This window comes from Levilactobacillus paucivorans, from assembly GCF_001437125.1.
GTDB lineage: Bacteria > Bacillota > Bacilli > Lactobacillales > Lactobacillaceae > Levilactobacillus > Levilactobacillus paucivorans.
Map to the genome: position 1 here is coordinate 1 of NZ_JQCA01000032.1, position 14,498 is coordinate 14,498.

A 14,498-nucleotide genomic window follows, 5' to 3' on the forward strand; every position below is an offset into this window, starting at 1 on the left:
CATAAATGAAACCCCCAAAATTGGATTTTTCTGTCCAACCTTGGGGGTTCACTTTAAGTAGTGATTTCTACACTGCTTGACGGTTTAACTGTTAAAAAGAGTTTACTTCAAATCTTCCTTGTCGAAGAAAGCGTCGACAACCCGTTGGCTAGCATGGCCGTCTTCCCAATTGTTAAAACGATCGCTGAAACGTTGGTAAGCACCGGCATATTCCTGTTCAACCTTAGGCAGGTTGTGCAGGGCCGACAACACATCGTCATTGGTCTTCAACAGTGGTCCTGGGAGATCTTTTTCCATGTCGAGGTAGAAGCCTCGCAAGACACTCCCGTACTTTTCGTAATCGTAAACGAAGTACAGAATCGGGCGTCTCAGGATGGCGTAATCGAAGAACACACTGGAGTAGTCGGTGATGAGTACATCGGCAATCAGGTACAGCTCGGCGATATCGTCGTAGCTGGATTCGTTATAAACGAAGTCCCCGAAACCGGTCGTGTCCAAGTGTTCCGTGATGAAGTAGTGGGTCCGTAAGACCAGTACATATTCGTCACCGAGTTCGCGCTTCAGACGTTCGATATCGAGCTTCAACGTGAACTTGTAGTCCCCGACACCATAGTAGTCATCGTCACGCCACGTTGGGGCGTAGAGGATGATTTTCTTGTCGAGCGGAATTCCCAACTGTTCCTTAATCTTACGAGCCCGGTCATCTTTGTCCGGGACACTTAAGATATCGTTACGTGGGTAACCTGACTTCAACATCTGACCTTCTGGATACATGAAGGCGTGTTCGAAGACGTCGACGGAGAATTGGTTAGCGGTGACCAGGTAATCCCATTGACGGGATTGAGAGAAGAAGATCGCCTTGTACATTGGATTGGCACTGGCCACGTTATCCATATCGAAGACCAAATGCTTCAATGGAGTTCCGTGCCAAGTTGACAGGAATTTGGTTCCAGGACGCTTGACGAACCATTGTGGTTGACGCATGTTGATGACCTGGTACTTAGACGTTGCCAGGTAGTACATGTAGCGCCAGCCAAACCGTTTGACCACGATGGTATCTGGTCGATCGGCCGGGGTGTCTTCGACGTCGGGATTCATGATCCAAACGTGCTTGAACTTGCCAGGATAGTTTTCCTGCATGTAGTTGTAAATGGCCTTAGGGCTATCCGAAAAGTTACGACCCAAGAAGGATTCGTAAATGATGACCCGTGGCTTGATGGGCATCTTGGTAAACCACCAGATGTAAGACAGACGGGTGAGACCCCGGCCGTGATGGTGGAGCACCCGGTTCAATTGCCGTAACCGCACTAGGCTGTTGATTCGGGATTGAGGGCAGGTTGGGCGTCGCCGGATGTGGTGCAAGATTTGCCGACTGAGGAGGGAGACGTCGCCATATGCGGCGGCATCCGTGTCCTTCAGGTAGCGGTGCAGGTCGTTCATCAAGGCTGGCACGTCGTCCACCGTGACCGGTGAGCTGGTAGCCAAGGCTTGATAGAGAAACCGGTGCATCCGTAGCAAGGTATAACGACTGAAGGCAAAGTGCAGATCATCATTCTTGATGAGATCCAGACTCGCCTGCCAGGCGGCTACCCGTTGTTGCCAACGGGTTCCAACCTCGAGTTGGTGAATTGAAGGTTGGTTGATCGGGTCGTTGTGCTTGACCCGGATGTAGTGAGGCGTGGCTAACCGCAGATACGAGCTGGTTAAGGCCATGACCTGAACTAGGAAGGGAAAGTCGGGGTAGAGTTGGTTGTCAGGCATGAATTGAATGTCATGATCCTGAACCAATTTACGGTCGATCACCTTACCGGTCAGTTTAATTTGACGGTTAAATTGATCCCAACGCGTGTCACCACGCAATTGAACGTACTTGTGTTCCAACCAGTTCAACGCACTGGCGTCAACCGCTGGAGCATCTGGCAATTGTTGGGTGACAGATGGATCGAAGTTTAAGGCAAAGTTCTTAGGTGCCCGCCGCTTGGCACCGCCCCATTTGGGCAGGGTGTCCAAGGCTTCCGTCTGTTCCAAACTATTGAGGAATGACGACTGGGGTTCGTAAGTGGGGTATTGGTTCAAGTCGCCCAGGGTGTCGGTAGCGGGATTGATCGCTGCCATTTCTGCCAGGGCACTGGGTACCAGGAAGTCATCGCTATCCACGAAGACTAACCAGTCACCGGTTGCCGCAGCCACGGCCGCATTGCGGGCCGCACCCATGGTGTTACCATCAAAGGACACTTGACGGACCTTGAACGGCACCTGCCACTCTGATTCAGTGAAGTCGAGGGGCGCGTTGAGCGCGATAAGCCACTCGAAATCGTGAGTCGTTTGGTGGACTAAGTTTTGCCGTAGGGCTAATAGTTGATGTAGTTCACCCGTTTGACAGGGTGTAATTAAACTAAATTTCATGACAACCTCCTAATAAAACAGCCGATGTGCCATCTGTGGTGACACCATCCGCAAGAGCCCTAACCGCGACCAAACTTTGGTTGGTGGGGTAATGAGTTCTTTAATCCGACTCAGGAGCTGGACATGATTGGCCGCACTGAGATTTTTTTTGCCAGCAGTGTCTAACAGAGTATTCAGCTGACGCTGGAAGTACTCTGTGAAGACGGGTTGCCACATGACACCCAATGATTGTACGTCGATGTGTTGGAGCTCATCGAGCCATTCGACAGGGGTGGCTTCCGCCCAGACTTGTCGTTGAATCGTTGGCACGTGGAGCCGTAAGACGTCTTGGCTGAGCTGGAGCACATGAAAGGCCTGCGCGATGGAAACTAGGGGCAGGTCGTGATCCAGTAACGTGACGGGTAACAATAACCCGGTTGGACGGATGCGTTGGGTCAGACGACCCACACTTTGTAAATCGGTTTGAATGCTGTAACTTTGACGGGCCCATAACGTCATTTGGCGTTCAGTGGGGGTCGTCGGTGTGGCCGAGGTTAGATTTTGAAAGGTCAGTTGAGTCGCAGATGAATCGTGTTCGGCGAGATAAGTTGAGATCTGTTCGTCAAGATCCTGCGTCGTTTCAAAGGCTGACAGACTGATCGGACTGCCGGGATGTTGCGTTGCCAGTTGATCCCATTGTTGCAGGGCACCCGGTAAAACATGATCCGTCTCGCGTAGATTAAGGAGATAGTTGTGGGGTGTCGAGGGCAAATTCAGGTCATTGACTGAGAGATGCCAGCTGGCGGCTTGGGCCTGTTGTTCGGCCGTTAGCGATTGTTCAGTTGGTAGTTGTAGATTCAGCGTCGTGGCGGCAAAGTTTTGGTTGGCGAGTTCCTCAATGAGGGAACTGAGCTTGGCCCAGTCCAACTGTGCTTGCGGCACGATGTTAACGAAAACGTGCATAATTTTTCCTTCTCCGTAATGTATGTAAGTTTAGTAGACAGTAATTTGGCAACGACTCCTATTATACCGAGATCTGGGAGGGTTGCCACCTAAAAATGCAAAAAGGTGAAATTCTTAACCCTAATATTGAAGGGTTTTAAACATCGTCGCGGCTTAAGAGTGTGATCGCCTCACCGTTTGCTTGCCGGCGATCGATGTTGTCTTCTCCCCAGACACAGAGTTCGTGGAGAATTCCTGAGAGGCTTTCACCATAATCCGTCAGGGCGTATTCAACCTTAGGTGGGACCTGGTGAAAGACGTGGCGCGAGACGATATTGGCAGCTTCTAACTCGCGAAGCTGTTGGGTCAACATCTTCTGCGAAATCTGAGGGATGGCCCGGGCTAGTTCGCCGGTCCGCATGGTGCGGTGACGCAAGTGACATAGAATGATTGACTTCCATTTGCCACCGATGATTTCCATGGTAGCCTCGACGCCAATGTGATAGGTCTTGGTGGGCATAAAACAGTTCTCCTCGTTGATGGTTACTTTTTGGTAAGTAGGGCACTTTAAAGTGGGTTCTTGTTCCCTAGTTATTAGCCAGTATAATCAATATTTATCACGTACGCAATCTGAGGAGGGTATTATGACAAAACAAAAACAAATTTCAGCAACCTTGACGTTACTAGCGCTCGCTGTGAGTGCCTTTGCCATTGGGTCAACCGAGTTCATTAGTGTCGGGTTGATTCCGATGTTGATTCAAAGCTTCCACGTTAGCATGGCGCAGGCCGGATTGACGGTTTCCGTCTATGCGATGGGAATCATGATTGGGGCACCCGTCATGACTCTCCTGACCGGTCAGATTAACCGTCACACCTTAATGGTCATCATCATGTTACTCTTTATCACCGGGAATCTGGTGGCGGCCTTTGCCCCAACGTTTGCTGTTTTGCTGGCAGGACGGGTGATTGCTGCTCTGGCTCATGGGATCTTCATGACGGTGGCCTCGGTGATCGCGGCCGATGTCGTGGCACCTTCCAAACGGGCTTCGGCAATTGCCGTAATGTTTACCGGACTGACGGTAGCCACGGTTACTGGGGTGCCAATGGGCACCATGATCGGGCAACTGGGTGGCTGGCGCTGGTCGTTCATCTTTATTAGTGTAATTGGGTTAATTGGCTTGATCGCCGACTATATTCTAGTGCCACGCGAGTTGCCATTACCAAGTAAGGCGACCGCAAAGGGGCTGTTACGCGTTTTGGGTAACCCACAACTCTTATTAGCACTCTTAGTCACGGCCTTGGGTTATGGGGGGACTTTCGTCGCTTACACCTACTTGTCACCTTTATTGGAACAAAAGATGGGCTGGTCGAGCAGTGCCGTCGTGGTGATTCTGGTCGTTTATGGTTTGATGGTGGCCTTAGGGAACACCCTGGGTGGCCGTTGGGCGAACAAGAAGCCCTTGGCAGCTTTATTGAAAATGTTCATGGGACTCTTCGTGACGCTGTTGGTCTTATCTTTGACGGCAAGTAGCCACTGGTTGGGTCTCCTGACCGTTCTGGCGATGGGTTTCTTCGCCTTTATGAACGTGCCTGGCTTGCAGTTGTATATCGTCCAGTTAGCGGAGAAGTACACGCCAGCTGACATTACGATGGCTTCGGCCTTGAACATCTCAGCCTTTAACGTGGGGATCGCTCTGGGTTCTGGCATCGGTGGTCAGGTCACAAGCCAAGTTGGGTTAGGGTGGACACCGTTCTTCGGTGCCGTGATGGTGGCCATCAGTATTGGCCTTACGGTCGGCCTGATTCGCTTAGCTCGTCCAGCCAAGCGATTGGTAAAAAAGTTTAATCGTTAGAGAGAATGAATGATTTAAGAGGTCCTCGACAGGTTGTCGGGGGCCTCTTTTTGGTGGGTGATGATTCGGGAGTCGTCATATTTCGAAGAAATCCCTGCTAAAGGTGCGTGGGAGAAGCGTTGTCCAGTTAAGGGCGAGGTAATAGGCAACGCTACTCGTAATATTAGTGATTTTATAGTGGATTGTGGCTGAAGACTAACGCGGGACACGATGTTCCAAACTTTTCCAGTATACTTTCAGAATCTAGATCAGAACTGGGGGGCTTACTTTGGGGCGTAAGCAGCTGTATCAATTATTTCTATTACTTGTGATCTGCGGTTGGGGCCTGATGGTCAGCAATTCAGCGCAGGCGGCCATAACCCGAGACGATGACATGCTCGCAGCAATTGCGAGTGCGCCGCCGGGATTTTCACTCGACCGGGGCTTTAGTCCCGGTCGATCATACGGTGCGGCAGACAGGTTATTGGATGGTCCCGCCATACCGAAACAGATTGCACAGTTAACCAATGATAATTTCAATCAGATGTACCGTCAGGTGGGGGTATTGTGGTCTAAGGTGCCAGGGACGCAGAGTCAGCCGCGGCGCATCCCGTTGACCCGTGATCAGCACTGGTCATTTTGGTTGTACTTTGGTAATAAGGGTGACAAGGCTGCGGATGGGATGACCTTTACGCTCCAAAATGCGGCGACCGGCACGGATGCGCTGGCGAGAGGTGGGTCCGGTCAGTCGCTGGGAGTTTGGGGCGGCGATACCAACGCCAGTGGGGATACGTCGTACATTTCTCAAATTGCCTTGCAGAAGAGCTGGACATTAGAATTTGATACCCACGTTAACAACGTCGTCAATAGCGTGAGTCAGGCCAATTACTTTGACTATGAGGCAGTTCCGAGCCAAGGCCCACACATTGCCAGTAATTATCCTGGTGAGAAGGGGAGTTATCAGATCTTTGGCAGTCGGGGGCATTACTATTTTGGATTGAAACACCGCCAGCCTAAGCTTATGGCTAATCCTTCGAATGGCCGTTGGCATCATGTGACCATGGATTGGCAGAAGGTCAAGAGTCAAATGACCTATGCCTACAACGACCGTGATCCACAGACTGGGCAGGCGCTCACGCCGGAGGTTCAGGACAGTATCTCGATTGACTTGACCAAATTGGGGACACCGGATCAACCAGCAACCAGTGCCGTCTGGGGACTGACTGGAGCTACGAGTTCAAGAGGTGAGAATAACTTGGCAGTGGTTGACCAGGAACCTGGGCAGATGCGTTTCGATGTTGACCAAGACACTCAGGTAGTCACCGCGGACGGGCAACGCCAACCGGTTCATGAGGGCGATCGGATTCCGGGAGATGCGGAAGTGTTCTACCATTTCAAGGCAACTGGCCAACCAGACGGCTTTCGGACGAGTGATACGACCGCGGTCGTTCTAAGTTCGGCACCAGCGCTTAAATGGTTGGCGGGAAGAGTCCAGCAGCCTGGGCAGTCAGCGCCACTCTATGCGTTTAATGCCGCGGAGTTGGCAGAGCCGCCGATGTCGCATGCCATTGGACAGGATGTCTTCACTAAGGATCAACCGACCGTCGAGACCGAGCTACAGGCCAAGGGGCAGTCGCCGGAGGAAGACACCTACGTTGCCCCACAGACTGCGATTTATTACGGCGAAAATCATTATGTGGCGGTCAGGTCCGTGGGTTATTATTTGAAACGTAAGCTGAACCTAAAACTCGAGAAGCTGGGCACACCTACCGCGGCGGTGGTGCCACAAGCGGATGCCGAAATAGCGGGTCGCTTAAGTAACAATGGCCGGACGATCCAGCCAGACGCTATGGCCGATTCTAGACTGAGTTTTTCGGTTAACGGCAAGTCATACACATTTACGCAGCTTGATGGGGCGTGGACGGGGACGGCCGGTCAGTTTAAATTGCGGGTACCGGCCGCACTATTGCATCAAGGCAAGAATAAGCTGACCATCGCGGCAACGAACCGTGATGATGTGGCCCCAGACCTCACGATTCCAATTATCCAGCTCTCTGGAGACCTAGTGTTTAGCGCCATCTCGCCGGAAAATGGTTTTGCCGGTCAGCTGACCGGGACGCAACAATTGATTAGCAGAGACAACGGTTGGAAATTGCGAGTGCGTGATGAACGAGCTGGCGAGAATCGTTGGAAACTTCAGGCAAGCTTGGCGGCGCCGCTACGAGATGAACGGGGGCATCTATTGCAAGGTGATATGGTGTATCAGGCTGGACACGAACAGAAAGTCATTGGCACCGATCCGGTTGTGGTTCACGAGCAACAGACGCACGGTTTGGGTGAAGAGACCGACGTGATCGGTGGCTGGCACCAGAACTCGGGAATGCTGATCCAGGTGCATGGTGGCGCGACGGCTGGCCGGTATCAGGGCGAACTCCGCTGGCAACTGGCGGATGCTCCCTAGTGTTTGTAATGGTTGGGGGAAATGTGCTTTGAATTGACTAGGGCGCACGGTGAAAATTTTGAAACTGACTTTTGTTTGACATATGTCGACACTTAAAAATTTGACTAGACGGTTTTAAATAACGAGGTCCCTAATTACCATTTTGACGGTGATTAGGGATTTTTTTAACAGGTCGTTCGGATGGAACGACGGTCATTCGACATGGTTCCATGCTTCCCATTATCTATTGGTTTTGTCATTTATGATCGGACACTGGGCACGATAGTCAGAACAAGACAGTCAGTCTTACTAGTCGCAGAGTTATTAGTAGTGGCCAAGATCAGTCAGATCCGGCGTAATCCCTGACAGCCGCAAGCGGGCTGTTTTAAGCCAATTTGGAGAATAAAAACCACGCCATCAACGAGTGATAGCGTGGTTCGGTAGATTATAGATTAAGGTAAATCGTTACCAGCAGCGAAGTAGACGTCGTACCATTCCTGCTTGGTCAAGGTAACATCGGCACCAGCCGCACTGTCCTTGATGTGAGCAGGAGTCATCGTTCCCAGTAAGACTTGTAAGTTGGCAGGGTGGCGTAGAATCCAGGCCACGGCAATCCCGTTCTTGGAAACACCATACTTGTCAGCTAACTTCTGTAATTCGGCATTTAATTCAGGGTACTTCGGGTCATTGATAAACATCCCAGCGAAGAGACCGTATTGGAATGGCGACCAAGCCTGAACCGTCACATGCTTACGGCGGGCGTATTCCAACATCCCCAAGTCATTGGAGGTTGGCTTGTCGTCCATGTTAACGTGCAGACCAGCGGCAACCATGCCCGCGTGAGCGGCACTGAATTGAAGTTGGTTAAAAATTAACTTTTGGTCGACGGCTTCTTGTAACATTTCGAATTGTTGAACGTTAAAGTTAGAAACCCCAAAGTGACGAACCTTACCTGCAGCCTGCAAGGTGTTGAAGGCATCGGCAATTTCTTCGGGTTCCATCAGTGGATCTGGCCGGTGAAGCAGGAAGGAGTCGAGGTAGTCGATCCCCATCCGTGACAAGATGCCATCAACCGCATCGATCAGGTGTTGCTTCGAGAAGTCATAACGCTTACCGAAGACCAGGTCGTCGTGACTCCGTTCGGGGTCGACGATGATGCCACCCTTGGATTGAATGTAGAAGTCGTCTCGGGATAGTCCGGAAGCCTTCAAGGCCCCGCCAAAGACTTCTTCAGACTTACCGTTGACATAAATATCTGCGGAGTCGATGTAAGTAATTCCGGCATCGTGAGCGGCTTCGAGGGCGTTCACTGCGGCTGGTTGATCGAGAACACCCATCCGCATGATTCCTAAGGCAACTGCGGAAGATTGCCAGTTTGTCCCACCTAAACGTAATTGTTTCATCAATAAAACTCCTTTATCAAACAGATTTACAAATCCACTAATAATCTTACCGCAGATTACCATAGATTTCGCGTGAAAGCCCTTTATTTATCAGAAAATGGTTGACTTTGTTCGGAGAACCGTTATAGTTAATTACACAAGTAACTAACCAACACACGTAATCAAACTTAATCTAAAGAGTAAGGGGATTTTAATCATGACAAGCAGTAACGCAGTGGTCGACGTACACGGCCTGGAAAAAACGTATGGAAAAGTCAACGAACGGCAGTATCAGGCCTTGAAGGGGCTAAACTTTCAGGTGGCCTCCGGTGAATTTGTTGGGATCATGGGCGCCTCTGGTTCCGGGAAGACCACGCTGCTGAACATGCTGTCGACGCTAGACGTCCCCACCAAGGGTGATGTGATCGTTAACGGTCACGATGTGACGAAGATGCGGGGAAATCAGCTCGCAGACTTTCGAGCACAAGAGGTCGGCTTTATTTTCCAAGACTTTAACCTGCTAGAAAGCCTAACAGCTGAAGAAAATATCGGTTTGCCACTGGCGTTGAAGGGGACCTCTTCCAAGATTATGGATCAGGCCATTCACGAAGTGGCGGAGACCCTGTCCATCGCTGATCTTTTACAGAAATATCCATCTGAGTTATCTGGGGGCCAAAAGCAACGGGTGGCGGCGGCCAGAGCGATCGTGCATCACCCTTCAATCCTGATGGGTGACGAACCCACGGGTGCCTTGGATTCTACGAGTGCCAGAGAGTTGTTAGATCTCTTGACGACCATCAACCAAGAACAACACATGTCGGTCTTACTTGTCACCCACGATCCGTTCTCCGCCAGCTTCTGTCAACGTATCCTCTTTATCAAGGATGGGTTGATTGGTTCAGAGATTCGGCGTGGCGATCAGGACCGGAGTGCTTTTTACCAGCAGATCTTAAATGAGCTGGGCACGTTTAACGAGTAGGGGGGAAACACATGTTAGGAAAATTAGCGCTAGCCGGAATTAAGAACCGGCGTCGCGACTATCTGGTGCTTCTGGCCGGATTAACCATGTCCGCGGCAATCTTCTATATGTTTGCGAACCTCGCTACCAACAAAGCCTTCGTTAAGGCCAATGGGGTGGTTGGCCAATCCATGCTCATCTTTGGTTTCGGGGCCGTTCTCTTGATTTTGATTACCATTGTCTACATTATGTATGCCAATAGTTTCCTACTTAGTATGCGGCAACATGACTATGGCCTCTTCATGATGTTGGGCGCTAAGAAACGGCGGATTGGCCAGTTGGTCTTCCTGGAAACGTTGATCTTAGGAGCGGTAGCGACAGCTATCGGGATTGTCCTGGGACTACTTATGAGTCGCTTCCTCGTCGGCTTCCTGCTAAATGCCTTGGGATTACATTTAGCACACCTGGAGTCCTTCTATTTGCCGGCGATCATCGCGACGGCCGTGCTGTATGTGGGCCTGTTTATCTTGGCCTCGCTATTCAACTTGGTTAAGTTGACGCGGACCACGGTTCTCAAGCTCCTGCATACCGATGAACAGGCCAATCAACCACAGGTTAAGCCCATCCGGCAGATGATTGCCGGTATCGTGGGGATTGTGTTATTAGCTGCGGGTTACTGGGCGTTAGCCAATATTAAAGCATTTCAGATAGCGGCTATTCCATTTGCCATCGTGACAATTACCTTGGGAACTTACCTGTTATTCAGAGCGACGCTGTTGACCATCATTCGGTGGTTACGCCAGACCAAGTGGGCTAAGAAGCACCTCAATGGGTTCCTGATGGGCCAACTGAACTTCCGGGTCTACAACTACACACGGATGTTGACGATTGTTTCTCTGCTCTTTGCCATGGACTTAGGTGCCATCACGGTGGGGTCCGGTTACCATCGCCAATTACCAATGATGGCTGATAGTCTGGGATCTTATACGGTAGCCATTCATGATAAGACAGCTAAGGAACAGCAGTTGATTAGCAAGCTGGACGTGGCACATCAAGCCACTTACACCCAGAAGCGCCAAGGGAAGACGGTATTTTACAATGCCGCAGAGTTCAAGCAACAACCTTATGAATTCAACGAAGGCGAAATGACCCCTAAATATGAAAAGAAGACGGCTGCACAGATGAAATCGACTGACCTTAACAGCCTCGATTTCTTGAACCTAGCTGTATTGGGTCAGAACAATCTGTACGCGCCGAAGATGTTGAGCGCGACCAAGTTTGCCCGGCAATCTGGGAAGACTGTTCCGGTGACGACGATTCGCGTCAAAAACATCGAGAAGGATCGTACAACCTTGAAGAAACTCAACCAGTTAGAACTGGCGCGCTTCCCACATGCCAGTGAACTGACCGTTGGGAATTATCAGTCTTACGAACTCATGCTGGCCTTCTTCGGTGGTCTCGAGTTCATGGGCTACTTCCTGGGAATTGCGTTCCTAGCAATGTTGGCTTCCTGCCTGATGTTTAAGATTCTCTCCGGTGCTCCCGGCGACAAGCGACGTTACCGGATGCTTTACAAGGTTGGGGTCCGCCACAACCTGATGCGTAACGGGATCGCAAAAGAAATTGGGATTTTATTCATGATTCCTGGTATCATGGGAGTAATCGATGTGTTGTTCGGTCTCCAAATGTTTAAGCCGTTGATGCCCAAGCCCATGAGTCCCTATCTGGGAATCGGGAGTACGTTTGCCATCTTCATCGGGTTGTATGCGATTTATTATCTCATTACGCTCGCCCTATATTGGCAAATTGTGTTGCCTCAGGCTCCGGCCCAAGCTCAAGCGGAACACAAGTGAGTTCATAAAGAATGTGGGAATGAAAAATGAAATTTAACTTCGATAGTCCGGAACCAATCTATCTGCAAGTCGCAGAACAGGTGGAGGAAGCCATCTTTACCGGAATCTATCGGGCGGGGGAACAGGTGCCGTCCACGACTGAGATGTCCAAAGAATTTCATATTAATCCGGCGACGGTTTTAAAGGGGATTAACCGACTCGTTGCGGCAGGTGTGATTGAAAAGCGCCGTGGCGTAGGGATGTTCGTCACCCCAGACGCCGAAAAGACGATACGTGAGAAGCGGCGGGCAGAATTCTACGACCGCTACGTCAGTCGTTTCACGAGTGAGGCCCGTAAACTCAATCTGTCGGAAGACGAGTTAATTGAATTGATTCGGCGCGGCTATGAAGCTTGAGGGTGTTAGGCGGAATTGACTGCCTGCTGACGCACGTTTCGACAATCTAAAATCAAAGAGGTAGGGGTCTGAGACAAAAGTCTCAGACCCCTATTGCGTTCCGAACGTTTATAGTTGAAACGACCGGCAAATGGCGACTGATTCCGCTTAACTCCGGTAGACAAGCAATCCAAGGCTGGAATTATTCATCTATCGACGTTAAGGCACATTGACTAATCGCCACTTGTCACACTCGTCTTTCATTTTCACCAGGGTGGGGGTTAAAGTCGGTTTAGTTTACAATTCTCAATTTTCCTCGTATAGTAGATTGCGTACAATTGATTAGTGCATTCATCCAAGAAAGAGGGAACGACTCATGAACATTACAATTAAGGACGCCGCTCAGGCTTATCTGGCGGCTCACGTTCAGCCCAATATGACGCTGTTACTAACCACGGATGACGGGTCCAATCGGTATTCGACGGTCGGGGGGACTTGTGCCATCGGTGACAAGTTCCAATTTGTCGCCTTGACCGAGGATGATGCTAACTATCCGTTAACTGTTGACAATAATGCCGGTTTGACGATTCGAACGAATGCTGACACGGCTCTGTACCTGGGTAATGGTTTAATCTTGGATCGGGTCTTTAATCAGTTATCATTGCGAGATGATACTGGTGTGCTGGACAGTGCCGTGGGCTTGATAACCTATACGGCGCAAGAGAAGTCCGACTTGGACCTGAAGCGAGAGATGCAGACGTTAGGTACCCGAATTTGCTAAGAAATTTGATGAGGTCTGGACAGTCGTCCAGGCCTTTTTAATTTGCGCTAAGTGTGCCCCCTCAGATCGATCGACTTGTCCCAACACTATTGCCAATTTAGTAGGCGTGCGCGTATACTTTAACTACGTAAATGTTGCGGGAGGGGATTTTTTTGACGAAGAACAATAAATTTTGGCGACTAGTTGTGGGGCTCGTTAGTTTAGCACTGCTCCTAATTGTCAGCCAAGTTGCCACGCCAGCTCAAGCGGCAACTAATCATAATGGGGCCGACTTTACCACGTCGGCTAGCGTAACCAATGGCCCAGATTTTAAACACAAAGATACGATTAAAGTTCAATACAACTTGGACTTTGGGAACACGCCGATTAAAAGTGGCGATACCATTACCCTGGATTTTCCAGAGAATCTGAAAGGGAAGACGCCAGGGGATACTTTCAAAGTCTATGATGAAAAGGGTGTTGTGATCGGGGAAGCGGTTGTTTCCGATACCGGAGTGGTCATCACCATGAATGATAAACTCGAAGGAAAAACCAATGACAAGTTGACCTTGAATCTCGACACGAAGTACCGTTACGAAGATACGGGAGAAAAAGATGTTAATTTCCCACTCGAAAACAATGGGAGTAGCACCTCACAAATTAACGTTGTCTCTGATGAAGCTAACTTGTCAAAGAAGGGCGTCATCCAAGATGATGGGACCATCAAGTGGACCATTTTGGTTGACCGCCGCGAAGTTGATCTGAAAAATCTAAAGATTAGCGATACCATTGGGAGCAATCAAGAATTGATCCCGGGTGTGACTGTCAGTGATGGTGAATGGTCAACGACGACGAGTTATAAGCGAAAGAAGCCAGCCTTGGTAGAGGGCAAAGACTATGACGTGAACTACAAGGACAATGGCTTTGATATGACCTTTAATGACACGGTAGATCACTTGATTGTGATTGACTACTACACCAAGATTACCGATCCGGCACTGATTGACTCCGGCTATAAATTTAAAAACAACGCCGTGATGAATTGGGGCGGTGGCGTCAATGGTGGGCCTAACTCCGAAGAAGCTAACGGCAATGTCTCATCTTCTAATGGGAACAGTGGGTCCGGTGGTGGGGACCACGTCGATCCCGATGGTAACCATGAAACCGACGAAGGAGATCCCGATGAAGAGACTGGTACCGGGACGGACGACGTCGATGGTGGTTTCGTTGAGGACAAGGTGACGACGGATAAGGACAAGAAGACACCTGCCAAGACGAGTCCAGCCAAGCCTAACAAGAAGGTGGTCGCTAAGGCTACGACAACGCAAACCGCTGGCAAGACGACTGCTAACAAGAACACTAAGTTACCACAAACGAATGACCGGAATGGGTGGTTCGTCACGGTTGCTGGATTCTTAACTTTGATTTCACTGAGTGCTGTTTTACGGCGTCGGTTCTAGTCATTGAATTGAATGAATTTCGAAAGCCTGAGCAAATTTGTTCGGGCTTTTAATTTAGAATGATTATTAAGTGGAAAACGGCACAAGCTCTGTTATACTCAGGGTAAAAGGA

At 50.0% G+C, this 14,498-nt stretch carries 11 protein-coding genes; 7 read left to right on the forward strand and 4 right to left on the reverse strand.

Going from position 1 to position 14,498, the window contains the following annotated elements:
- Window positions 1-102: 102 nt before the first annotated feature.
- From IV54_RS02645 to IV54_RS02655, 3 genes are all read right to left on the reverse strand, one after another.
- Window positions 103-2,406 (reverse strand): CDP-glycerol glycerophosphotransferase family protein, encoded by a 2,304-nt coding sequence (locus IV54_RS02645; protein WP_057877850.1) that lies wholly within the window; start codon window positions 2,404-2,406, stop codon window positions 103-105.
- Window positions 2,407-2,415: 9 nt separating this feature from the next.
- On the reverse strand, window positions 2,416-3,348 hold the full coding sequence (locus IV54_RS02650) for a hypothetical protein (protein ID WP_057877851.1): 933 nt from the start codon (window positions 3,346-3,348) through the stop codon (window positions 2,416-2,418).
- 136 nt (window positions 3,349-3,484) lie between these two features.
- Window positions 3,485-3,847 (reverse strand): winged helix-turn-helix transcriptional regulator, encoded by a 363-nt coding sequence (locus IV54_RS02655; RefSeq protein ID WP_057877852.1) that lies wholly within the window; start codon window positions 3,845-3,847, stop codon window positions 3,485-3,487.
- Between the two features lie 124 nt (window positions 3,848-3,971).
- On the opposite strand from IV54_RS02655, the gene IV54_RS02660 reads away from it, so the two are divergent.
- A complete protein-coding gene (locus IV54_RS02660) occupies window positions 3,972-5,180 on the forward strand; it encodes an MFS transporter (protein ID WP_057877853.1) in 1,209 nt (402 codons plus the stop codon).
- 268 nt (window positions 5,181-5,448) lie between these two features.
- Window positions 5,449-7,620: an L-type lectin family protein gene (locus IV54_RS12295; protein WP_057877854.1), complete on the forward strand. Its 2,172-nt coding sequence runs from the start codon at window positions 5,449-5,451 to the stop codon at window positions 7,618-7,620.
- Window positions 7,621-8,051: 431 nt separating this feature from the next.
- Here IV54_RS12295 and IV54_RS02670 read toward each other — a convergent pair whose 3' ends face one another.
- Complete coding sequence (locus tag IV54_RS02670) at window positions 8,052-9,002, reverse strand: aldo/keto reductase (RefSeq protein WP_057877855.1); 951 nt, start codon at window positions 9,000-9,002, stop codon at window positions 8,052-8,054.
- A gap of 196 nt (window positions 9,003-9,198) precedes the next feature.
- On the opposite strand from IV54_RS02670, the gene IV54_RS02675 reads away from it, so the two are divergent.
- From IV54_RS02675 to IV54_RS02695, 5 genes are all read left to right on the forward strand, one after another.
- Window positions 9,199-9,960 carry an ABC transporter ATP-binding protein gene (locus IV54_RS02675; RefSeq protein WP_057877856.1) on the forward strand — a complete coding sequence of 254 codons (762 nt, stop codon included), beginning with the start codon at window positions 9,199-9,201 and terminating at the stop codon, window positions 9,958-9,960.
- Between the two features lie 11 nt (window positions 9,961-9,971).
- Complete coding sequence (locus tag IV54_RS02680) at window positions 9,972-11,792, forward strand: FtsX-like permease family protein (protein ID WP_057877857.1); 1,821 nt, start codon at window positions 9,972-9,974, stop codon at window positions 11,790-11,792.
- Window positions 11,793-11,818: 26 nt separating this feature from the next.
- Window positions 11,819-12,187 (forward strand): GntR family transcriptional regulator, encoded by a 369-nt coding sequence (locus tag IV54_RS02685; protein WP_057877858.1) that lies wholly within the window; start codon window positions 11,819-11,821, stop codon window positions 12,185-12,187.
- Between the two features lie 355 nt (window positions 12,188-12,542).
- Window positions 12,543-12,947, forward strand: a complete 405-nt coding sequence (locus tag IV54_RS02690) for an iron-sulfur cluster biosynthesis family protein (protein WP_057877859.1) — start codon at window positions 12,543-12,545, stop codon at window positions 12,945-12,947.
- Between the two features lie 152 nt (window positions 12,948-13,099).
- Window positions 13,100-14,386, forward strand: a complete 1,287-nt coding sequence (locus IV54_RS02695) for an LPXTG cell wall anchor domain-containing protein (RefSeq protein ID WP_057877860.1) — start codon at window positions 13,100-13,102, stop codon at window positions 14,384-14,386.
- The last annotated feature ends 112 nt before the right edge of the window (window positions 14,387-14,498 follow it).